Origin of the sequence: Chitinophaga sp., from assembly GCF_039596135.1 — a bacterium.
Classification (GTDB): Bacteria; Bacteroidota; Bacteroidia; order Chitinophagales; family Chitinophagaceae; genus Chitinophaga.
The window spans coordinates 89502-114298 of sequence record NZ_JBCNKH010000002.1 but is presented as its reverse complement, the minus strand read 5'-3'; the positions used below and the strand labels follow the sequence as shown (position 1 = coordinate 114298).

Sequence of the window (24797 nt, the reverse complement as noted above, 5' to 3'; positions counted from 1 at the left end):
TCAGTCAATTATAACATATTATAAACGATGTCCAACAATCAGCATGATGCGCTCTTTATATTAATAAAAACGCTCACCAAAGCAGAAAAACGGAATTTCCAGCTTGCATTCAACAAAAATAACACGAAGGAAGACGTATTATTCATCCAGCTGTTTAACACCCTGGACAAATTGAAGGAATATGACGAGGAACTGATTCTGAAGAAAATACCCGCTATCAAGAAACAACAGCTGAGCAATGTAAAGGCGCACCTGTATAAGCAGTTGCTGACCACCCTCCGCCTGCTCTACAAGCAAAAAGACCCCCTGATCGACCTCCGGGAGCAACTGGATTACGCCCGGGTGCTCTACAGCAAGGGGCTTTACAACCAAAGCCTGAAGCTTCTCTCGAAAGCCAAGTCTATGGCCATTGAACAGGAGGAAGTGATGCTCAGCTATGAAATCATAGAGTTCGAAAAACTCATCGAAAGCCGCCACATTACCCGTAGTCTTGAAAACCGGGCAGATGAACTGAGTGAGGAAAGCCGGGTTATAGAAACAAAACTGAGCAATATCAGCAAGCTCTCTACCCTGTCTCTCCGCATGTATGGCCTCTACCTGAAACTGGGTCATGCCCGGGATGAGCGGGATGCCAATATGGTAAAGCTATTCTTCGAAAAGGAATTGCCTGCCAATTGCCACCAGGACATGAGCTTTTATGAAAAGATTAACCTGTACCAGGCTTATAGCTGGTATTACTATATTCTGCAGGACTTTGTGATGTTTTACCGGTATACCCGCAAATGGGTAGACCTGTTTTCTCAATATCCATCCCTGCAAAAAACAGACGTGGAACTGTACATCAAGGCCATGCACAACCTGCTTACCGCACAGTTCTATACCAGTAACCACGAGAAATTTATTCGTGACCTGGGCACACTGGAAACATTCATTGCCGAAAACAATGAAACCTTCAATGAAAATACCAAGACCACCGCGTTTGTGTACGTGTACACTGCCAGGATTAACCGGTACTTCCTTGAAGGCACTTTTGGTGAGGGACTGAGCATCATTCCACAGCTGGAAGCCGAGATTGCAGAACACCAGCTAAAGGTAGACCAGCATAGGGTATTGCTCTTTTACTACAAGATCGCCTGCCTGTACTTTGGTAGTGGAGATAATAACAAAGCGATCGTGTACCTGAACAAGATTATTCACCTCCGCATCGGTAATTTGCGTGCAGATATCCAGTGTTTTGCACGCATCCTGCACCTCATAGCTCATTATGAACTGGAGAATTACAGCCTGGTTGAATACCTGATTAAATCAGTATACCATTTCATTGCGAAGAACAAAGACCTTGGGCAGATGATGGAAGAGATACTGAAGTTTCTCCGTAAGAATATTTATGCCAATCCAAAGGCATTGAAGAGTGCATTTGCCAACCTGAAAGAAAAGCTGGTGCAGTTGTCGCAGAATCCTTATGAAAGAAGATCATTCCTGTACCTGGACATCATCTCCTGGCTGGAGAGCAAGATAGAAGGCATCCCTGTACAGGACGTGATCAGAAGGAAATTTTTGAAGAGAGAAAAAAGGATCTAATAATCCCACTTAACACCTTTATTCAGAATATACAGGTTACGCAGGTCATTGAACTCCCGGTTCTGCCACTTGTCCTTGATGTCTATCTTCAGGTTATTCAGGCTATTTGTGGACAATACCCAGTTCAATGGTACCTGGCTACCCGATTTGCCAATGCAAAGCTGAATCACTTTTCCATGCAGTTCATCCTCTGTATAATGCCGCAGTTCATCTGTGGCCATGGCAGAGCGGCCCGCACGGGTATTGTAAATACCTGAAAGGATTTCGCTCAGTTCATTTCCAAAACTCAGGTTCTTGGTATTCGCCTCCCGGGAATCACTGAAGCTGAGCACAAATACAAAAGGCACGATCTCACTCCCCCTGAAGGCCTTTGATTTTATTTTCAAAGTTTGTAGTATTTCCAGCATGGTAGCAGTGCCAGTGTTTTCCACATATCCACCATCTACATAGTGATATTTGGTTTCATCATCCTGCTTCAGATTACCACCCGGTGAGAACAGGGGGAAACGCGTGCTAAAATTAACTACCGTACTATAACGGATACCTCCACGGATTTTTTTATTAAACAAATCTCTGCGCTGGGACAGGAGCATTGTACTATCAGGTCTTACATTCGTCATCCAGCATTGCAATCCGGTTTCCACTTCGGTGGTGTTAATAAACATAGCGGGCAATATGTTTCTGGGCGGGTATAATTTCTGAAAATTATCAGAAAAGATATTACTGGCATCTGGGGTCACTACCCTTCTATAGCCGCTCTCCCATCCTTTCTCCAATGCTGCTGCCCTGTCAAATACAGGTACCTGAAATGGCAAAAAAAGATTGATCAGATCACCATAAAACATCTTCCCGATCACAGGCGATAAATAGTCCTGCTGGAAAAATAAATCCGTCATGTTCGTGAGGGAATCCACCTTGTGCAGGCTATCAGGTGTGAGGTATGCCATCGCATTGAAAAATGCAATGCCCAGGCTTCCACCCGATACACCTGAATAAGCATAAATGGCCCGTTTGAAATTGAATGGATGATTGACGATTGGCTGGATGATATTTGCACCTTTCGAAGTATCCGGATGATTTTTTCTATACACGGAGTCCTGTGCATTTGCAAGGCTCTCCTGCAAGAAACTCAGCATCAGCGAAGTGAAGGCACCTGTTCTCAAAGCCCCACCTTCTGCACATACAAATACAACGGGGTATTTAGGTATGGGCTTTCCAGCAGTATCTCTTATCCAGCTGAAAAGATACCGGTGATCACCTTCTGATTTATATTGTTCAAACCAGTTATCAAAATGTGTAGACATTAAGGGTCTGCGGTCGTAGTTGCTTTCGCTGTCATAGCGTACAGGATGATCATTATTCAGGAGTGAAGAGAGGATCAATACAATCAATAAGGTGATGCGCAATGAAAAAGCTTTTTTTCTCAGCAATGCAAAATCTACATACAATAACCCGATGTAAATACCAATCCAGCAGGCAAATGCAAAGATGACAAGACCTGGCGCACCAATCCTTTCATAATACCGGATAGGTAGTACACTTACAATCAAAAAAATACTCAGACTGGTGAGGGCAATGATCTTTAACTGCAGGTGCAGTTGTTTATAGAACTTCAATGGAATCCTGTAAATCCACCTGTACATGGTATCAGGCTTATCATCCTGTATCAACCCGGTAGGCGATGGTACAAACGAAGCAGGTACAATTGTCTCCGGCGGCATTTTGCTGGGATCTTTCAAAAATTCACTCTGTTCTGCGCGGGACAGGTTTAAGAACTGCTCTGTAAACTCTTCGAACCGGCCATTGATATTTTCAGAAAAATTGGTAGGCTTGCGCAGCTGAAAAACATAGTCATTGTAAATGCCAATCAGTTTATTGCACCACTCCATTTCCTGTTTGGGCAGGCGCATGAAAGACATAATACCGGATGGCTTTTTTGATACCAGCTCACCTGATTTGGGGTCCATAATGATTTCGTCCGGCCCGTCCTTTTTTTCATCCAGGAAATACCTTCTGGCTACCAGGTTTACCAGCAGGAGCAGGCATCCCATCGGGACTCCAAACCCCAGGTTGCGCTGGTTGGCAGTCAGCGTGTTTTCTCCTATATAATTGATCACAAAACCTAATCCCAGGATGAAGTAAGGCATTAATAATGAAGTCTGCGCAATGGTTTTCTGCACCGCTTTGCGCCATAGTACTCTTTCGTCAGAAAGGCTTTTCCCGGAGTGGTCTGTAACATAGATGGCATACCGGCTGCCATACTCAGATACGACACTCCATACAAAGGCGCCGCCCAGCAACCAAAGGAGGTTTCCTATATGGTGCTGCACGGCAATTTCTTCAACAACTATGAGTAGTACATCTCTTCCCTGTGGCAATACCGTAAAAACCAATAAAGCCACCATGTGCAGGGTCACAAACATACCACAGCTTCGAAGTACACCTACAAAGTCACTGATCATGTACCGTAAGGGCACGTGATCCCTGGCTTTGTTTAGTTCATTATACAATCCTTTGTAATGATAAAACAAAAAGCCTGCGAAAGACTTTAACAAGTCCAACAGTTTTTCCATAACTTATTTTTTGGGGTTGTATGGGTTACTTCACGCCACCGCTCCAGAACCAGCTTCCTTCTTCGGTGTAATACCATTTGCTGTTATCATTGATCTTCTCACCGTTATTCACATACCCATCGTAGGCCAGTTGAATACCGGCTTCCACAATATTGATGGGGGCCTTGTGTGTATCAGGCGTAGCGCGGATATTGAGCCGTGAGCGGGAAGTAACTTTACCTGTGGCTTTTACTTTTTGCAGGATGTCGCCATCGTCGTCGCCGTTCAAAGGTGTAGACTGATTGCCGCTGGCCAGTGCAATCAGTTTGTTGAGATCGACTTTAGTACCCGGGCATGTTTTAGCACCATAGATTTCGTGATGACCGATCACGTGCTTTCTGTCCAGCGGAATGTGCCAGCGCTCAGCAATATCGCGAACCAGGGCCGAACTGGCGGCATACATAGCATCTGACCAGGGTGTATCGCCTTTACCTTCGTGTTCGATACCAATGGTGTAATAATTGGGATTGATGTACTGACCATTGGAAGTTTTGATCAGTGTCCATGAAGGTGTGTACACACGGCCTGCATGCCAGGCACTGTCTGTTTCTTTCACATATTGATGCACTTCGCCGTGCTGGCCTACGCCATAGTGGGCAGATACTTTGGATGCAGGATTACTGAACCAGCTGTCAGTACCGGCCAGCGTACCATCCATAATGTGGATAACGATGGCAAATGGGGTGTAATTCTTTCTACCTGCGGTAAAATTGGGGCTTAATTTTGGTATGATACTCATCCTAATGCATTGTTATGTTGTGGGGTATATTCATCTGCAACCAGCTCTGGTTCTTCTTCTACAGGGGTTGCTTTTTCAACGGATACAGTTACCGGAGGGGTAGCTGTGACAGTGACTGGCGCTACAGCTTTTACCTTGTTCAGGTAAGTCTGAAAGAACCCTTCAATGAAGTCTGCGCCTGCGTAACCGATGGCAATGATGGTCACGATAGCTTCTGTCTGGTAACCATCTGCGGTTTTGAGTGAGGCGCCTTTGATGATCATGCCAATGGCACCAGCTACAAAGCCAATGAAGATACTTACCCAGAGGCGGCCTGTATCCATTTTTTCAGGTGTATTGCCTGCTGCTACCTGCTGTGCGTTGGAGTCACCTAACTTTTTAAGTCCTACGGCGATTCGGATTCCCTGGCCCATAGCGCCAAGAAGACCACCGGCAATTACGGTGTAGATAATGTCTGTGATGGACATAACATTTAATTTTTGGGGTTGTGGTATTTACAATGTCGTTTTGGTATATCGGTTTTTGGGGCTTCTTCCTCTTCTTCTTATATCAAATATAACAAATATGGTGAAGTGTTGTTCAAAAAATAATTAATGAATAGCGCTATTGATCAGTCAGGCAACCGATTACAACGGGTCCCAGCAATCCTGCGGGGAGTAAATTCCAGTCGGGCCGGATAAAGATATTAGTGTTCGTGGTGCGTTGCGCTTCCGGCAATCCCCTATCTCCCACCAGGCGGTTGCGCCAGCTATTAATAACAGTGATTTGCAGGTCGTTCTTCCCTTTATTCAATTTGACAGGTACCCTGAAAGGAGGCGTCCATACAATACCCAGGTCTTTGCCATTTAACAGTACCTGCGCAATACCTACATCCTGTATATCTCCCAGATCGATGTACATGGAATCTGATGAGGTGGCATTCCAGTTAAATGACTGTTGATAGGTGGCAGCACCGGAATAATATTTCACTGCGGGATCAGTGCTGTTCGTCCAGCTTTCCAGTTTGGTAAAAGTCTTTGCAGGTATGTTTTTGAATTGTACCTGCCAGGAGTTTTTTAATGTATCTTTTGGCAGGAAAACAGCGTTGTTTGTACCGGCTTTTCCATTCCCATTTACAGGCTTCCTGAAAACAACAAAATAAGCCCCATATGGCGCAAAAGAAAGCGGCATAGAGGTTGTTCCTCCCTTTTGCCTGAAAGCCGAAATTTGGTGTATTTCTCCCGTAACAGGGTCCCAGTATTCAGGTTGTCTGCCAGTGATTCTAAAACTGGCTTGTACATGCGTAGCAGTGTCTGCCCTGTTGCTTACAAAGTAGTAATCGATGCTATCCTGCTGGTGATGAATCCAGTTAATATTTTCGCCAATAAAATCAGGAGTGAGTGTTACATTGGTTTGCAGTGCATTTACTTTTTGCTGCACGGCAGGAGATAATTTGTAATCATCCGGCACAACGAGTTTTCTATATCGCATACCACCCGGCAATTCCAGCAGGCCATTCTTCAATTCCAGTTTCATCAGCTGCTCTTCATTGATTACATCGTAATCATTGTATGGCAATACATGCGCCGGATCGCTTTCTTTATTCCTTGCAATATTCGGTACGTGATCGCCATAGTAATACACCACATCTGCTACAAATCGCCCCTGCTGCATCATATACTGCACTCTTGCCATGTAGTTGAAAAATGCATCTGCAAAAGGCCACCAGGTAATGTGCCTGTTAAAATGCGTACCCGCAAAATACTCCTGCCCCGGCTCTCCCATAGATGCAGGAGAAGAGGTGAATGTATGCAGGAATACAAGATTCAATCCAGCACATACTTCGTGGTCAAAAGAGCTTTTCATATCGTGCCAGATCACATCATTCCAGTGCTTTCCGATGGTGGTAAATGATTCTGCACCTACTAACTGTTTGTTGTAAATATGCGCGGCACTTGCTGCCTGCTTTACAAAAAACCGGCTATCCGGGTCCGGCCGGTGTGCAGAAGGCGCCCAGAATTCACTCATCATGATATCACTGTGTCCGTAGTTTTTTAACCCGTCAAAGAATCCAACGTGGGGGCCGGAACATTCAGGGCCAATGCCTATACCGTATTTTGCTGCATGCTCTTTGAATACCTTGTAATGATAATCAGACACCAGGTCACCGATTGTCTTTCTGAAATCATTCAGGAACTGGTTACTGGAATCAGGACTATCGATAATTTTGCCTGCCACTACAGGAAGATAAGGTAACAGGTCATATCCCCTGCGGGCCTGAAATTCCTTCCGGAAATTTTCTGTCCAGTTAATACCACCCAGTTCCCAGCTATCCGTTTGCAAATAACGCAAGGTAGTGCCTGCATCTGCACCAATACCATCCAGCAATGGCTTTACATGCGTATTCCAATACCTGTCAAAATGATCTGCATTCATGTAATCAATTACAAGGCCCTGCCATTTGCCACTGGCGGTAGAAATATGCGCACCGTTATTGGTATAGCCAAAGCGCATGATCACCCATTTACCAGCGGGCGCTTTCCATTTCAAACGTCCTGCATGATCCATAAATCTTGTGATATCGCGCACTTCAGCGTGCCAGGCATTGGGTTTGCCCACTACATCATTCTTCAGTAAATAGCGGGTATCGGCAGCAGAAAAACCAGCTTCTTCAAAGGCTGCTTTTTTGCGCAGGTCTTTCAGCGGATGGATACCAGCAGTATCCCGCCAGGGAAATGCCAGTACTGCAATGTCCCTGTAGAAACCCTGCCTTGTAGGTGGGGTGGCCAGTTGTACCTGGATTATTTTATTCCCGGTCAATGTAGTATCTGACCAGGTAATATGCTTCGTCGATTCCTGTGGTGTTACATCAGGTGCTCCCAGGTTCCAGCCACTCTGGATATTCATACTCAGCTCCAGTCCTAGTCTGTGTGCTTCTTTTACCGCATGCTGAAACAAAGCTACCCATTCAGCAGAACCAAACATGGGCCCTTCGGGTACATTGCCATTATCCCGCTGATTCTGCCCACCTGCATCTACAATACAGGCGCCACTGAAACCTTTGGCTTTCATGGCTTTCAGGTCGAGGGTAATGCTTTCGCGGGTCACGTTACCATTGAGCCACCACCACCAGCACCGGACACCGGCACTGGCAGGCGGATGGGCAAACAAGCCGGGATCTATTTGTTGCGCATAGCTAAGCTGGCAAAACAGCAACAGCAGCAATATCCAGTAGTTTTTCATGGCATAGATTGGCTCATGACCTGTCTTTTCCCATCTTTCGCTGACTTTCGTGCAGCCTCCAATATTTGTACTACAATCAGGTTATTTTTCAGAGAAGAAAGATCATTACCAGGTTTTATCGTGCCATTCAATACGGCTGCCAGGTAGGTCAGGTTATCGGTAAATGCGGGTACAGGCACTGTGAGTGACTGTGTACTATCTTTTTGTCTTTGTTGCAGCTGATTGGCGTTCAGGGCATGTAAATACCCACTTTTGCCAAACACCTCCCAGTCTTTGATGCTGAAAGGCCAGTTCCAGCTGGCTTCAATGATGCCTGTAGCCTCAGGGTATTCCAACAGGATCGTGGCATCATCATCTACATGAGGATAAACTGATGGTTTAATATGACGAGCCACTGCTGTTACCGCAATGGGCGCCTGACCATCCATCAGCCATGTCATCAGGTTCGCACCATAGCAACCAAAATCAACAATTGCTCCGCCCCCGTTTTTCACAGGATCAGTGAGCCAGTTTGTAAAATCCTTGCTGCACCCGATCTCTATAGGACCTTCATGACCATCATGCACGATCATTTTCCTAACCGGGCCAATGGTATTTTTCTTCACCAGCTCATATACGTGCTGGTTAGTACTGTACCAGGTAGTTTCGTAATTGGTAAGCACAGGAATATGGTACTTCTCTGCCAGCGCTGCTATGCGGGTAGCCTGGGCTACGGTGGTGGCCAGCGGTTTTTCTACCATCACAGGAATGCCTTTTGGTGCACAGGCTTCTACCACCAGGATGTGCTCTGCCACCGGGTTGTAACCCAGTACTGCATCCGGATGTACTTTGGCCAGCATAGCATTCAGATTTGGATAAAAAAGAGAATCAGGCAGGTGGTAACTCCTTTTGTACCTTGCTACCAGCGCAGTATCAGCTTCTGCAATACCGGCTATACGCACCTTTCCTTCTTTGAACTGATGCATGAGCAAATGCACATGATCGTGATTGAGACCTGCTACGCCCACATTGAGCAGCTGCTGGGCGGTAGACATACACGTGGATAACAGTCCCATACATAACAGACTGTAACGGATTAACTGCTTCATAAAAATGTTTGTTTATTAATCTGCAACATTCAACACCTTCCAACCATCTTCATCCCTGAAGGTATACAATTGTTGGCTACTTTTTCCCCCATCCGGGAAAATACAAATCTCAGTGATAATGTACAGGTGTTCGGTTACCTTCCTTCTTTCAGGAAATGCCCTGAGCAGGTTGTGGAATACAGGGAATCCTTTTTCTTCCAGGTTCTTGATAAAAGAAAGGCGGAGTACTTCGGCAGTAGTTTTGACAATGTCAGGACTATTGAACCTGTCATTCATTTTCTTCAGCAGCAACTTTGCTTCTTCATAAAAGTTCTTGCACGACAATGCTTTTTCAATATCCTGCTCATCATAGGCATCTTCCAGGCACAGGATGGCTCCTTCCGGTGTGGAAAAGTCATGTGCAAAATAGTCGATCCCTTCGTCGATGTACAATCCTACCTGCCTGTCAAAACCGGCCACCTCATGATCCGGCAACCCCTCGCGGATAGCCCGGATGGTATAGCCACCTATCAGGCGGCCATTTTCAATAATCATCCAGTCGGTGATGAATTGCGGATCGATACCTATTCGTTGATTGACAGATACAGAACTGACGTAAACGGGTTTGTTGCCAACTTCGCCATACAGGTTGCCTTCGTCGTCAAAGCTGGGCGTAGTCAACCATATATGTTCACGACTGGTACCGTCATCGATCAGTACTTTCACTGAAAAGTATTGCTGTGCAGGTGTTGGCGCCGACAGGCTATCCTGAAAGTGATGCATTGTTGCCCTGGCTTTTTCTATTGCCCAGTTCATTCGCTCATCTGAATCAGGGACGTGTATTACAGGTAATTGCTCATTGGAAGCGGGTTCGCTACGCTTGCCAAATAATTTGGAAAATAAGCCCATTGATAATTTCAATTAAAGACCACGGTTGATTAGTCCCCTCTTAGTTTATGCACTCGAATTACGAATATAGTCAATTTGAAATAATAATTATCATGTATAAATACAAAGAGGGTTACCTGACGGCAACCCTCTCCTGCGTTTTCATAGGAATATAATTGATTATTTACAGCCTGAATAGTAAAGCACAGATAATCCTGTCTTCTGATTTCACCAGGTCAGGACGCCAGTCTGCCGGCAATGGAGTGGTGGTGTACCCTGTAGGGGAAGTCACTCCACCCTTGCCTGCAAAGTAAGGTACGTTCGCATGCCTGTGCACATATTCGATTCTGAAAGTCAGGTTCTGGTTAGGCATCCAGTCCAGGTTTGTACTGCAATCCCATGCGGCAAACTGATCGCCGGGGTTTGCAGAAAATGGATAGGCGCCTTCTGTTTTTGTAGGATCTGTGGGATTAGGCAATGGGCTTGCCTGACCTGTAGGATACAGCACCAGGTACCGGCCGGGGTTTTTCATTACACCGCCACCGATTGTCCATGCCAAGTGGTCATGGGCAAACCAGGTCCGGTTGTAGAACATGGCACTTATGAAATATTGTGCCGGCCCTTTGGTACTGTCGCCATTAGAAAAGCCATTCACCCCACCACCTTTTTCAAAACCAAGGTCACCGGTGAGGGAGAAAGCCATTTTGGTAATGCCATTAGAAGAAGGCTTATTGTAATATCTGTACAGGAAACTGTTATCTGAGTGGAAACGCTTACGGTCCTGAATCATGGCAGCATCGGTTCCGTAGTAGTTGTTAGTAATCAGTTTTACATTATCGTTTGGCACATAAGTAATATTGAAACCCAGTCCTGGCATTGCATTGAACTTACCATAGCTCTGCCAGCCATTAATGAGCCAGGGTTCTATTTTCAGGTGTTTTGTAGGAAAAATCTGTACGCGCACACCATTGAAAAACCAGGGTGTATTATCAGATGTAAAGCTGGCCTGGTATTCCCAGTTTTCCACCTGGTAGTAAGAGTTGAGACCTATATAAGACATAAACATACCGGCATCTACATTGATACCATACCACTTGTTGAAGTGATAACCTGCATAAGCTTCACTGATGTATCGGTATGCATTGGCCAGTTGATATTGTCCCCTGTACACGCTGTAGTCATTGCGCGGTACGACGATAGAGCGGGTACCAAACTGGGTGATGATGCGGCCCCTGGCGCCATTGTAATTAAATTCCCCGCCGAGGGCAGCACTGGATACCTGCACTTCGTTGTTGCGTGCCAATGCAGTGGAACCGACTACAGTATTGTCATTAGGATTGTTGAAAGAATGTGTGTAGTTCACATCCAGCATCACGATGCCAGTCACATACTTTGATTGCAGGTTAGGTTGATCCCTTCTGTCATTCCCGTTTTGCCAGGTCATATCCATTCCGCTAAAAGGTACTTTGGTCGTATCAGGTGTCTGCGCGAATGTTTGGACAGATGCAAATAAAAGTACGCTTAAGAGTTTGTTCATTTTGTATAAGTTTATTCGATGCCCGGTAGTAACCGAAATCTGTTCCGGTTCTGGCATGGAAGTACAAAACGCTTTACTGATAAGCATTTCAACAAAATAAATATATTGTCGCGCACAAAAAAAGCCTCTCATTATGAGAGACTTTCTAAGAAAATGAGAAGGATTACTGCACTTCGGCCAGCGGTGGTTCGTACTTATAATACCGCGTAGCAAATATTGTATAAGCCAGTACCTGCAATGCGATAACAATGTACCAGTACCAATAAGCTAATATCATGAACAAGGCAACCACTACTGATATTAGTACCCATCGGAAATACTTATCCTGGTCCAGTCTTGAAAAATATAACAGCATTCTCCACATTACCAGCATCGATACACTCAGGCAGATAAATAACAACTGATCCAATGGTCCGGCTACCTGGTACGTTCTTACTGCCAGGAAAATAAACTCAGGCAGTAGCAAAACAAAATATCCTAACAATGTATGTGCATACCTTTTCCACAATGGTAATGGAAATTGTATAGCTATAGATAACTTCAGATCGTCGAACTGCCGGTGATTAAATACAAGCACCGTATGTGCCAGTAATACCAATAGCAATCCTACCAGCATAAACCGCAACTCGTAAGGCTGTTCCATCAGTGAATAAGTAACAATAATGATGAGCGCAGTCAAACCTTTAGTAATAAAAAATGAACGGCTGCCATTATTCAACAACTCGTACACATAATATGCCCACAATGGTTTTGTGAATAAGCGATTCAGTTTTTGCTGCCACCTGATAAAGACAGAAGTAGTACCAGGGCGTTTCATTCTATAATCATAGAAATACAATGGTACTACTGTCATCATTAACTGGAACAACACGATAGTAACAGTGGCCCCTATATGCCTATCTTTCCACGCCACGCATACTGCTACCGCGCTATATGCCAGTGCAGGCAGATAGATGGAGAAATGTATACGATACCAGGTACTCCATTTATGCATACCATCCAGTACACCCAATGTTGCATACAGGTACAATGATTCCCTGGCACTTAATGTTTTTAAAACGAAAAATGCACATTTCACATTATACGCAGCCCAAAGTAATAATACCAGGCACAGAAAGTCTGCACTGCCAGTAAAACCCCTGATCAATGCGAGGTGATATGCAGGCAACATATTGCCTGGTACTATTCCGAAAAAGAAATAAAATACCAGGAAAAAAAGAACCGCATTCCTTGCATAAAAGCGGGCTGTAAATATTTTAGATAACGCCATGAACTGCAACGATATTTTTGTCCTGTACCTGTAAGCGGATAGAACTGCCCGAAACTGGCTGATGTGAACTAATAATAAAAGTGACTCCGAATTTTGTATGAAATTCTTCTACCAGGCCATTGATCAAAGGAACTGTTTGTACATCCAGCGTAATAAGCGGCTCATCGAGCAAAATAACTTTGGGATTACCTGTAAATGCCAATACCAGGGATAGCTTTTTCAACATACCACTGGAATACCCGCTCACAGGCCTGTGGATAAACTCGTGGATACCTAATAAGTGTATGATTTCATCCAGGTCTTTATACCCTTTTCCTTTGGTTTTCAGGTACAAACTCACCAGGTCTTTTCCTGTTAAGAAACCTGGGTAAACAGGTTCAGCTTCTGCGTAATTGATAAGGCGTCGAAATTGTACAGGTTGCTGTTTTGCCTGCACGTTTTCCACACTGATTTCGCCCTGGCAGGGGATCAGCGCAGCCATTACCTTCATACTGGTGGTCTTGCCGGCTCCATTTCCGCCTAATAACCAATAGGTTCCATATGCTAACTGGAGATCGGGGATATTCAGAACTACATGATCCTCATAGGCTTTAATCACATTTTTTAAATGGAGTACGGGTACCGACATAATGATTGATTATACTTTCTGCTAATATTGTACAAAATATTTTTTTTATCCTACTGGTAGTAAATGAATTAACAAAAAATTGGTGAAAATTTAGCCTGATTTCCGGAAAAAAAACTAAATAATATCTAAATTATTTTCTATGTGCAAAACGTTTGCGGATAGAATTGACATCCGCGCATTCCCCTGTCCTGCTTCATTTTCTGATTACCCACATGTGTTTTCCACAGGTCGTTAATAACTTAAAATATAGCCAGCGAAGATCATTATTACATTTGTATAAGTTCATGGCGAAGTTGTGCCCCGAGAAACATTACCAGCGCAATCCACCTGTCCTGAACAAACCAGCGTACACATATTATAAAAAGGGTATCACAGAAAAAAAGGTTCATAGCAAATTAAATTGGCGGGAACATCTCCTTTCCGTAATGTCCTTGCATGTCTGTATACGTTAACCATAATTAAATTAATTGAGTGATGAACTACGAGAATGAACTCCTTTTGAAGGAAAATAAGGATCGCTTTGTATTGCTGCCAATCAATTATCCGGCTGTATGGGAAAAATACAAGAAGCACGAAGCCAGTTTCTGGACAGCTGAAGAAATAGACCTGAGTGGAGATTTGAAAGACTGGGCTAATCTGAATGATGGTGAACGTCACTTTATTACACACGTACTCGCATTTTTTGCAGCCAGTGATGGCATTGTAAATGAAAATCTGGCTGTTAACTTCATGAGTGAAGTACAGTTGCCAGAAGCTCGTTGTTTCTATGGTTTTCAGATTATGATGGAAAACATTCACTCTGAAACTTATGCATTACTAATCGATACTTACGTAAAGGACCCGGTCGAAAAAGACCGCCTGTTCCATGCCATCGACACTGTACCTGCTGTAAAGAAAAAGGCAGAATGGGCACTGCGCTGGATTGAGAATGGCAACTTTGCGGAGCGCCTGGTAGCATTTGCTGCGGTAGAGGGTATTTTCTTCTCCGGTAGCTTCTGTTCTATCTTCTGGCTCAAGAAAAGAGGGCTGATGCCAGGTCTTACATTCTCCAATGAATTGATAAGCCGTGATGAGGGATTGCACTGTGAATTTGCATGTTTGCTCTATAGCATGCTGGAACAAAAATTATCAGAAGAACAGGTTCACCAGATTATATCCAACGCTGTTGAAATTGAAAAAGAATTTATTATCGATGCACTCCCTGTAGCATTGATTGGTATGAATAGTAAGCTGATGGCCGAATACATTGAGTTCGTAGCCGATCGCTGGTTATCAGAATTAGGTTATAGCAAAATATATAATACCGCAAATCCGTTTGATTTTATGGAGATGATTTCTCTCCAGGGAAAAACCAACTTCTTCGAAAAACGCGTAGGTGACTATCAGAAAGCTGGTGTAATGTCTGGAAAAGACACACAGACTTTCAGCCTCGATGAAGATTTCTAATTATTTACCGGATTCATGTATAAAGGCATAATAATTGCAAGCAGTATGCTGACATTTTTTTGCCGACATATTCCAATATACTAACCTTTTAAATTCATTTAACCATGTTTGTAATTAAGCGTGACGGCCGCAAAGAAGCGGTAAAGTTTGACAAGATCACTGCCCGCGTGGAAAAGCTTTGTTATGGATTAAATGCGGATTATGTAGATGCCATCGACGTTGCCAAGAAAGTAATTCAAGGTTTATATGATGGAGTAAATACTACTGAACTGGATAATCTGGCGGCAGAAACAGCTGCTTCGCTTACTACCAAACACCCCGATTATGCACTGCTGGCTTCACGCATTGCAGTAAGTAATCTCCATAAAAATACAGTGAAATCATTCTCCCAGACAATGAGGAACCTGTATGAATACATCGATCCTAAAGTTGGTAAACCTGCACCGCTGATCTCTGACGATGTGATGGAAATCATCAGCAAAAATGCAGAGATTCTCGACTCCAATATAATTTACGACCGGGATTTTGCATTTGACTATTTCGGTTTCAAAACACTGGAACGTTCTTACCTGTTAAAGATAGATGGGAAAGTAGCAGAACGTCCACAACATATGTTGATGCGTGTGGCAGTTGGTATACACAAAGAGGATATCGACGCTGCCATCAAAACATATAACCTGATGAGCGAACGCTGGTTCACACACGCTACGCCTACCCTGTTCAATGCAGGTACGCCTAAGCCACAGATGTCCAGCTGCTTCCTGCTTACCATGCAGGACGATAGCATTGAAGGTATCTATGATACCCTCAAGCAAACTGCAAAAATCTCCCAGAGTGCAGGCGGTATTGGTCTGAGCATTCACAACATCCGCGCTACAGGATCCTACATCAGTGGTACCAACGGTACTTCAAATGGGATCATTCCTATGCTGCGTGTGTTCAACGATACTGCACGTTATGTAGACCAGGGTGGTGGTAAGCGTAAAGGTGCTTTTGCCATTTACCTGGAACCCTGGCATGCAGACATCTTCGAATTCCTGGATCTGCGTAAGAACCATGGTAAAGAAGAAATGCGCGCAAGAGACCTGTTCTATGCGCTATGGGTACCAGACCTGTTCATGAAGCGTGTAGAAGAAAATGGCGACTGGAGCCTGTTCTGCCCGCACGAAGCACCAGGACTGCACGAGTGCTGGGGTGCAGCTTTCGAGAAATTATATACACAATATGAAAGCGAAAACCGCGCACGCAAAACTGTAAAAGCACAGGAACTTTGGTTCGCTATTCTCGATGCACAAATTGAAACCGGTAACCCTTACCTGCTGTATAAAGATGCTGCCAACAGCAAGTCGAACCAGCAGAACCTGGGTACTATCAAGAGCTCGAACCTGTGTACAGAAATCATTGAATACACTGATGCCAATGAAGTAGCAGTATGTAACCTCGCTTCCCTGGCACTGCCTCGCTTCGTGATCGATGGCAAATTTGATCACCAGCGTTTGTTTGATGTGACTTACCAGGTAGCGATCAACCTGAACCGCATTATCGATCATAATTTCTACCCGGTTGAACAGGCGCGTAACTCCAACCTGCGTCACCGTCCTATCGGACTGGGTGTACAGGGGCTGGCAGATACCTTCATCCTGATGCGTTATCCATTTGAAAGTGAAGAAGCTAAACAGCTGAACAAAGATATCTTTGAAACCATCTACTTTGCCGGCCTCACTGCTTCCAAAGATCTGGCTGTGAAAGAAGGCGCTTACGAAACCTTCCCAGGTTCGCCTGCTTCTAAAGGTATCCTGCAGTTCGATATGTGGGGTGTAACCCCATCTACCCGCTGGGATTGGGCTGCACTGAAAACAGAAATTAAGAAGCACGGTATTCGCAACTCCCTGTTGCTGGCACCAATGCCAACCGCGTCTACTTCCCAGATTCTTGGAAACAATGAATGTTTTGAACCATATACTTCCAACATTTATACCCGTCGCGTATTGAGCGGTGAATTTGTGGTGGTAAACAAACATCTGCTGAAAGACCTGGTAGAACTGGGCCTGTGGGATAATGATATGAAAAACAAAATCATTTCTGCAAATGGCTCCATTCAGAACATCCAGGAAATTCCTGCTAATATCAAGGCACTGTATAAAACTGTTTGGGAAATCAAACAACGTACTATCATCGACATGGCTGCAGACCGTGGGGCTTTCATTTGTCAGTCTCAGTCACTGAACCTGTTTGTTGATACACCTTCTGCAGCAAAGCTGACTTCTATGCATTTCCACGCATGGAAGAAAGGACTGAAAACAGGTATGTATTATCTGCGTACACAGGCTGCGGCACAGGCAGTACAGTTTACTGTAGAGAAACAGGGTGGTCAGAATATGGAGCCGGTGATTGCAGCTACAACACCTGCCGGCGAGAAGAAAGTAGACCCGAAGTTAGATGAGGTGGAGATAATTGAAGGTGCAGTGTGCACCATGGAAGAGGGCTGTGTGACTTGTAGTGCTTAATTAAAACGTCTTTCAAATAAAAAGCTGTTGCAGATTGCAACAGCTTTTTTTATGCTTATTCTTCTTCATATCCCCATTCGTCCAACAAGGTATTGAATTGTTCATCAGGTAAACTCCGTTTCTCATAATGCCCTGCCAGCGTCTTTTGTCTCATTGCCTCATAAATACTCACCGCACATGCTACAGATACATTCAGTGAACGGATAATTCCCATTTGCGGAATAATAAAATTTCCATCTGCAGCCGCCAGCAATTCCTCTGACACTCCTGTCTGCTCATTCCCAAATACCAGTGCTACAGATGCTGTAAAATCAATATTGTACAAACTAACCGCATCATGTGCCAGATGGGTCGTCATCAATTTATCATATCGCTGCTTTAATACTTTGATACATTCCCGTACATCGGTAAACTGATGCACTGTCAACCATTTAGCAGCGCTTGAAGAACTTTTCGCCCCCCATTTCTTCACCCTGGGTGCCTTGGTAGTCAGCACAAAGATTTCCTGGATTCCTACCGCATCACAGGTACGCATTATTGCAGAAACATTGTGTGGATCCTGAATATTGTCCAGCACCACTGTGAGGCCGGCCTGGCGTCTATTCAATACGGATAATAATCGTTCTCTACGTTCAGGCGTCATAATCAATTAGATATAAAAATTCAGTGGCAAAAATAAGCTAATTTGAAGAATACAATATTTACTTGTTATCTTCAATCGGAATATATAAACCTATCTCTGCCACATGTTAAAGAAGATCCTGAAAGTAACCGGCATATTGCTGCTCGTACTAGTAGCCGCAGCTATTGCCATTCCTTTCCTGTTTAAGGGAAAGATTATGTCCATCGTAAAAACTGAACTGAATAAACAGTTAGAGGCGGACGTTGACTTTAAAGATGTAGATATCAGCCTGATCAGACACTTTCCCCGCCTTGCCGTGGCATTGGAAGACCTGCAGGTGGTAAATCGCGCACCTTTTGTTGGAGATACCCTGATCTCCGTGAAAAAAATCGATGTGGCACTGAATCTGATGAGCGTAATCAAAGGCGAAACCTACGATATCTACAACGTTAATATCGAGGCACCACGAATTCATGCTATCATCAACAAAGATGGTAAGGCCAACTGGGACATTACCAAACCAGATACAGCCCAGGCTAATCCGGCAGATACTGCTGCGACTAAGTTTGCTATGAGTCTGCAACAGTACAAAATCGAGGATGCGTATATTGAATATACTGACCACCAGGGAGATATGGCGCTGATTATAGAAAACCTGGATCACTCAGGAAAAGGTGATTTTACACAGGACCTCTTTACCCTCACCACCAGCACCGAAGCTGAAGCCGTCACTTTCCGGTATGGCCTCGTTCCCTACCTGCTGCGTACCCATACCAAAATGGATGCAGACATCAAGGTAGATAACAAGACCAGCACCTACACCATTCAACAGGCCAAAGCCAGCCTGAATAACCTGCAGCTGACTGCACAGGGCTCTTTCACACTGGTAAATGACAGCACCTATGGCATGGACCTGAGCATGAAAGCGCCGTCTACTCAATTTAAAGATATCCTTTCACTGGTACCGGCCATTTTCATGACAGACTTTGACAAGATTAAGACTTCGGGTACTGCTTCATTTGATGGTTATGTAAAAGGTACTTACAGTGCTACACAGATGCCGGCATTTGGCCTTAACCTAAATGTAAAAGATGGATTTTTCCAATATCCCGATCTGCCTAAACCAGTGAAAAATATCCAGGTTGCACTGAAGGTCAATAACCCTGACGGTGTGCCTGATCACACTATCGTAGACATGCCATCTGCCCACCTGGATATGGACAATACCCCGCTGGACCTTCGCCTGCTGGTCAAAACTCCGGTATCCGACATGTATGTGGATGGTGCTGCCAAAGGAAGCCTGGATCTCTCTAAAGTAACCCAGTTCATAAAACTGGAAGAGGGAACTGCACTTAGCGGTATCGTAGATGCAGACGTAAGTGCCAAAGGCAATATGAGCGCTATTGAAAAGCAACAATACGACCGTTTCTATGCAGCAGGCAGCATTCTGGTAACCAACCTGCTGTATCGTAGCAAAGATTACCCTGATGGCGTGAAAGTGAATAACCTGTCTATGAAGTTCAACCCTAAGAATGTAACGGTAGAGTCATTCGACGGCCAGTACATGGGCACCAATTTCAAAGCCAATGGGGCAGTGAATAATATGCTGGCCTATGCTTTCAAAAACCAGCCACTGGATGGTAACCTGACCGTGAAAGCCGATCAGATAGACCTGGATAAATGGATGGGCACCGAAACAACGGCTACCACTGCTACGGATACACAGAGTGCACCATTTGTAGTGCCTTCAAACCTGGACCTGAGCCTGAATGCCACTGCTGACAAAGTACACTATGATAAACTGGACCTGACCAATGTAACCGGGGCATTGCTCGTAAAAGACCAGACGGTTACTATGCAACAGGTGAAAGCCAATGCTATGCAGGGTACTATGGAGATCAATGGTAGCTACAGCACCAGGACAAATCCAAATACTCCCGATATCAGTATGGCATACAACGTGCAGCAGATAGATATACAGCAGGCATTTAAATCTTTCAATACAGTACAGAAATTAATGCCGATCGCCCAATTTATAGGCGGTAAGGTAACCTCTCAACTTAGCCTGAAAGGTCAGCTGGGCAAGGACATGATGCCGGTGCTGAGTAGCCTGACCGGAGATGGTAACCTGCTGGTGCTGGAAGGTGCTCTGCAAAAATTTGGTGTGGTTGACCAACTGGCCAATACACTGAATGTAACTGCATTGAAAAACATTTCGCTGAAAGATCTGAAAACTTACTTCTCATTTGAAAACGGAAAGGTGAAAATAAATCCTTTCACAGTAAACTTCAATGGTATGCACATGCAGATTGGTGGCTCACATGGCTTTGACCAGTCACTGGATTACACCATGCTGATGACCCTGCCAAGAAGCGTGATTGGCAAACAGGGTGATGCCCTGATCACCAGCCTTGCCACGCAGGCAAGTAATAAAGGTATACCCGTAAACGTAAGTGATAGTATCCATTTAAATGTTTTATTGGGCGGAAATATCTTAAAACCAACTTATAAAACTAACTTGCAGGAAACCGCGGGTAATACGGTGAATAACCTGAAAGATCAGGCTGCTGCTTTAGTAAAAAACAAAGTAGACACAGTAAAAACAGCGGTAAAAGATACCCTGCAATCGGTAAAGAAGCAGGCAGTAACTACCGTAAAAGAAGCAGCCAAAGAGGAGCTGACCAGGCAGTTATCAGGAGGAAAGAAGGATACAACGGGTGCTACTACTACAAACAAAACCGAAGAATTGAAGAATGCTGGAAAAGAGGCGGTAAAGGGGATAGGGAACATTTTCAAGAAGAAAAGTAATTAGGGGTACACATTATAATCACTTATATATACCTATAACGGGGATAATGAACCCCTGATCCTAATTTTTTTTGAGGATTTTCCTATTTCACTAATTTGGACAACTTTTTGTCTAACATTTTTATCACCTTAGCAAAGCCGTGGAAATTTGCTTATTCTCCATCCTTTGAGTGGATGACATGTTAACTTGAGAGAAAACCTTAATAAGTATATGGAATACGAGCGTTATATATCAGATGGGCTAATCGAAAAACACTTTCTGGGGTTCACTACCCTGGAAGAGGAAGAAGACCTGCAAATCCATTTGAACATTTTTCCTGAATTACATACAGAAATGGAAGAAGTAGAACGTCGTATGGAGCGGGCCGCATTCAAAAATGCCCCAATGCCTCCAGCACATATTAAGACCGCTCTGATGCAGCGGATTGCCCTGGAAGAAGCGACCAGGCAAGCAAGCGTGTCATCCCGGGTGCAAAGTAAAGTGTATACAGATGTGGCGCCACCAGAGAATAAAATGACTGTTCATATAGGATGGAAAATATTTCTGATATTCTTTCTATCCTCGATTGCCCTGTCCCTGTTAGCCATTTTGCTATACTACAGACAAGTGGTTGGTAAGTAAAATGTTAAAGCCCGCTCAATTGAGCGGGCTTTTTTAATATAGCTATTAGCCATTGTCTTATACATCCATATGGTCCTGCATCACTTTGTAGCTATCCTGCATCGCCTTCAGCTTGTCTTTGCCATACGCCAGTCTTGTAATCGTTACAAACAATACCGGCACAATAAAGATTGCCAGGAAGGTAGCGGTAAACATACCCCCCAATACAGTCCAACCCATCGTTTTACGTGATTCTGCACCCGCACCGGAAGCCAGCACCAGCGGCAGAATACCCAACAGGAACGCCAGGGAAGTCATGATGATCGGACGCAAACGCAGCTTCGCAGCTTCTACAGTCGCCGTTACCAGTTCCATCCCCCTATCCACACGTTCTTTCGCAAACTCCACAATCAGGATTGCGTTCTTCGCCGACAAACCAATCAACGTAATCAAACCAATCTGTGCGTACACGTTATTGCTGATCTTAGGCAGGAACGTAAGCGTCAGGATCGCGCCAAACGCACCAATCGGCACCGCCAGCAATACAGAGAATGGTACTGACCAGCTCTCGTACAACGCCGCCAGGAAGAGGAATACGAACACAATAGACAGCGCGAAGATGTACACCGTCTTACTACCAGACAACAGTTCCTCACGGCTCAGACCAGAGAACTCATATCCATAACCGTCAGGCAATACCTGTGCAGCTACTTCTTTCAGCGCATTGATCGCATCCCCACTACTATAACCTGGATTAGGAGCACCGTTAATTTCTGCAGAACGGAACAGGTTATAGTGAGAAATTACCGGCGCCGTTTCGGTCACCTTATAATTAGTCACAGCACTCAGCGGTACCATGTCTCCATTTGTATTCTTTACAAACATCTGGTTCAGATCCTTGATATCGCCACGATAGCTGGAATCAGCCTGTGTGAGCACACGGAAGTTACGGCCATAGATGGTGAAGTCATTCACATAGGAGCTACCCATATAAGTGGACAGCGCTGTGGCAATTGAAGAAATAGATACACCCATTTTCTTTGCTCTTTCACGGTCTATTTCTAACTGGTAACCCGGTGTACGGGCAGTGAAGAAGGAGAAGCCCCTTGCTATTTCCGGACGTTGGTTAATCGCAGCAGTAAACTTCTGCAATACACCTTCAAATGCCTTGATATCAGGATCACCACTACGCTGCTCCAGGATGAAGGAGAAACCTGCGGTACTACCCAGACCAGGAATAGCTGGTGGCTGGATAACTACGACAGAGGCCTGTTTCCATCGGGACAGCTTCCCTTGAATATTAGCAGCAATCGCCTGGATCTGTGTTTCTTTAGACTTTCGCTCATCCCATGGTTTCAGCTGTACGAAGATGGTAGCACTGTTTGACTTGGTCGCAAAGCTGATTACGTTCAAACCACCCAATGCTGCATAGTGACCAATGCCCGGTACACTATCCAAAGCATGCATCATACCTGTCAGCGCTTCCACGGTACGCTCTGTAGAAGCAGATTCCGGCAAGTCGAATGTGATATACAGACGGCCATCATCTTCTGTAGGAATGAACCCTGTAGGCTTGGTTCTGAACAACATGAATACACCCACACAAATACACAGCAGGAGGATCATCACATACCTTGCCCAACGGATACTTTTCTTTACTCCCAGTGAATAACGGCTGGTCACATGACCAAACCAGGTATTGAAACGATAGAATAATTGATTCAGACCTTTTGAATCCTTATCCAGGTGCATAGGACGCAGAATCAGCGTACACAATGCCGGTGTCAGGGACAATGCGACGAATGCGGAGATCAGTACAGAGATCGCGATGGTGATCGCAAACTGCTGGTACAGACGACCTACGATACCGGGAATAAATCCTACTGGTACGAATACCGCCGCCAGGATCAACGCAATCGCGATAACCGGGCCGGAGATTTCTTTCATGGCCTGTGAGGTAGCTTCTTTTGGCGACATCCGTTCATGATCCATATTATGCTGGACCGCCTCCACCACCACGATGGCATCATCTACCACGATACCAATTGCCAGTACGAAACCGAACAGGGTCAGGGTATTGATGGTAAAGCCCAGTGGTATAAAGAAGATAAACGTCGCAATGATAGACACCGGAATCGCCAGCACCGGAATGATGGTAGCTCTCCAACTCTGCAGGAACAGGAACACCACGATTACTACCAGCGCCAGTGCTTCGAGCAGTGTTTCCACCACCTCGTGAATAGATACTTTCACCACAGATACTGACTCGAATGGTACTACATAATCCACATCCTTAGGGAAAGCTTTCTTGAGTTCTTCCATTGCAGCAGTCACATTCTCGGCAGTTTCGATCGCATTACTACCTGGTGCCTGGTATACCAGCAGGTAAGAAGCTCTTTTACCATCCACAAAGGAGTTACCAGTATAGTTGAATTTACCCAGTTCTACGCGGGCCACATCTTTCAGATATACGATACCACCATTATTAGGCTGGGTCTTTACCACGATATTGCCAAACTCCTCGGTATTTGCCAGACGGCCTTTTACGAAGATATTATATTCGTAAGTCTGACCTGTCTTTTGTGGTGGGGCACCCACAGAACCAGCTGCGATCTGCGCGTTTTGCTCTGTAATGGCTGCTTTCACTTCATCGGCAGATACGTTCATTTCGGCCAGCTTATCAGGCTTCAGCCATACACGCATACTAAAGTCGTCTGCACGGGTAAAGATATCACCCACACCTTTTGCACGCAGCAAGGCATCTTTAATGAAAATGTTCGTGTAGTTATCCAGGAAGGTGATATCATGTGTACCTTTTGGAGAATACAATGCCACCAGCATCAGGATGCTCGGGTTACGCTTTCTTACTGTGAGACCCAAACGTTGTACTTCCTGGGGCAGGGTTGGCTGAGCGATACCCACACGGTTTTGCACGTCCAGCGCCGCGATATTGATATCAGTACCAACTTCAAAGTTTACAGTAAGGCTCATGGAACCACTGTTCGTACTGTTACTGGTCATGTACGTCATACCAGGCGTACCGTTTACCTGTACTTCCACAGGTGTGGCTACTGTTTGCTCAATGGTCTGGGCATCCGCACCGGTATATGTACCCGTTACCTGCACCGTGGGAGGTGAGATTTCAGGATACTGACCGATAGGCAGGTTGAGCATCGCCAATATCCCAACCAACACCAGTACAACAGAAATTACTATCGCGGTGACCGGTCTGCGTATAAAAGTATTTGCAATCATGATCTTCTTCTATT

Annotated in this window: 16 protein-coding genes; 5 read left to right on the top strand and 11 right to left on the bottom strand. The window is 44.8% G+C overall.

What is annotated here, in order from left to right; all coding sequences use genetic code 11:
* Window positions 1–27: 27 nt before the first annotated feature.
* Entirely contained in the window at window positions 28–1581 is a 1554-nt protein-coding gene (locus tag ABDW16_RS02420) for a hypothetical protein (protein WP_343667522.1), read from the top strand.
* Here ABDW16_RS02420 and ABDW16_RS02415 read toward each other — a convergent pair.
* From ABDW16_RS02415 to ABDW16_RS02375, 9 genes are all read right to left on the bottom strand, one after another.
* Window positions 1578–4154 (bottom strand): hypothetical protein, encoded by a 2577-nt coding sequence (locus ABDW16_RS02415; protein ID WP_343667521.1) that lies wholly within the window; start codon window positions 4152–4154, stop codon window positions 1578–1580. The two genes, ABDW16_RS02420 and ABDW16_RS02415, sit on opposite strands and share 4 nt — an antisense overlap.
* A 25-nt stretch (window positions 4155–4179) precedes the next feature.
* On the bottom strand, window positions 4180–4932 hold the full coding sequence (locus tag ABDW16_RS02410; protein WP_343667520.1) for a peptidoglycan recognition family protein: 753 nt from the start codon (window positions 4930–4932) through the stop codon (window positions 4180–4182).
* Window positions 4929–5399: a hypothetical protein gene (locus ABDW16_RS02405; RefSeq protein WP_343667519.1), complete on the bottom strand. Its 471-nt coding sequence runs from the start codon at window positions 5397–5399 to the stop codon at window positions 4929–4931. Before ABDW16_RS02405 ends, ABDW16_RS02410 begins: the two co-directional genes overlap by 4 nt.
* Before the next feature lie 136 nt (window positions 5400–5535).
* Window positions 5536–8154, bottom strand: coding sequence for a glycosyl hydrolase (locus ABDW16_RS02400; RefSeq protein ID WP_343667518.1), 2619 nt, complete (start codon window positions 8152–8154; stop codon window positions 5536–5538).
* Window positions 8151–9242, bottom strand: a complete 1092-nt coding sequence (locus tag ABDW16_RS02395; protein ID WP_343667517.1) for a Gfo/Idh/MocA family oxidoreductase — start codon at window positions 9240–9242, stop codon at window positions 8151–8153. The genes ABDW16_RS02400 and ABDW16_RS02395 overlap by 4 nt, the downstream gene beginning before the upstream one ends.
* 15 nt (window positions 9243–9257) lie before the next feature.
* Complete coding sequence (locus ABDW16_RS02390) at window positions 9258–10130, bottom strand: DUF2314 domain-containing protein (RefSeq protein WP_343667516.1); 873 nt, start codon at window positions 10128–10130, stop codon at window positions 9258–9260.
* Between the two features lie 163 nt (window positions 10131–10293).
* Window positions 10294–11646 carry an outer membrane beta-barrel protein gene (locus ABDW16_RS02385; RefSeq protein ID WP_343667515.1) on the bottom strand — a complete coding sequence of 451 codons (1353 nt, stop codon included), beginning with the start codon at window positions 11644–11646 and terminating at the stop codon, window positions 10294–10296.
* Between the two features lie 163 nt (window positions 11647–11809).
* Window positions 11810–12916 carry a hypothetical protein gene (locus ABDW16_RS02380; RefSeq protein WP_343667514.1) on the bottom strand — a complete coding sequence of 369 codons (1107 nt, stop codon included), beginning with the start codon at window positions 12914–12916 and terminating at the stop codon, window positions 11810–11812.
* Window positions 12903–13544 (bottom strand): ABC transporter ATP-binding protein, encoded by a 642-nt coding sequence (locus ABDW16_RS02375; RefSeq protein ID WP_343667513.1) that lies wholly within the window; start codon window positions 13542–13544, stop codon window positions 12903–12905. Before ABDW16_RS02375 ends, ABDW16_RS02380 begins: the two co-directional genes overlap by 14 nt.
* Window positions 13545–14018: 474 nt before the next feature.
* Here ABDW16_RS02375 and ABDW16_RS02370 point away from each other — a divergent pair, with 474 nt between their 5' ends.
* Window positions 14019–14990, top strand: coding sequence for a ribonucleoside-diphosphate reductase small subunit (locus tag ABDW16_RS02370; RefSeq protein WP_146967206.1), 972 nt, complete (start codon window positions 14019–14021; stop codon window positions 14988–14990).
* A 104-nt stretch (window positions 14991–15094) separates the two neighbouring features.
* On the top strand, window positions 15095–17497 hold the full coding sequence (locus ABDW16_RS02365) for a ribonucleoside-diphosphate reductase subunit alpha (protein WP_343667512.1): 2403 nt from the start codon (window positions 15095–15097) through the stop codon (window positions 17495–17497).
* 55 nt (window positions 17498–17552) lie between these two features.
* Here ABDW16_RS02365 and ABDW16_RS02360 read toward each other — a convergent pair whose 3' ends face one another.
* Window positions 17553–18140 carry an RNA methyltransferase gene (locus tag ABDW16_RS02360; RefSeq protein WP_343667511.1) on the bottom strand — a complete coding sequence of 196 codons (588 nt, stop codon included), beginning with the start codon at window positions 18138–18140 and terminating at the stop codon, window positions 17553–17555.
* 103 nt (window positions 18141–18243) lie between these two features.
* On the opposite strand from ABDW16_RS02360, the gene ABDW16_RS02355 reads away from it, so the two are divergent.
* A complete protein-coding gene (locus tag ABDW16_RS02355; RefSeq protein WP_343667510.1) occupies window positions 18244–20931 on the top strand; it encodes an AsmA-like C-terminal region-containing protein in 2688 nt (895 codons plus the stop codon).
* A gap of 207 nt (window positions 20932–21138) precedes the next feature.
* Window positions 21139–21549: a hypothetical protein gene (locus ABDW16_RS02350; protein WP_343667509.1), complete on the top strand. Its 411-nt coding sequence runs from the start codon at window positions 21139–21141 to the stop codon at window positions 21547–21549.
* 57 nt (window positions 21550–21606) lie between these two features.
* On the opposite strand, the gene ABDW16_RS02345 is transcribed toward ABDW16_RS02350, so the two are convergent.
* The gene (locus tag ABDW16_RS02345; protein WP_343667508.1) at window positions 21607–24783 is read right to left on the bottom strand and encodes a multidrug efflux RND transporter permease subunit; all 3177 of its coding nucleotides are present in this window, start codon (window positions 24781–24783) and stop codon (window positions 21607–21609) included.
* Window positions 24784–24797 lie beyond the last annotated feature (14 nt).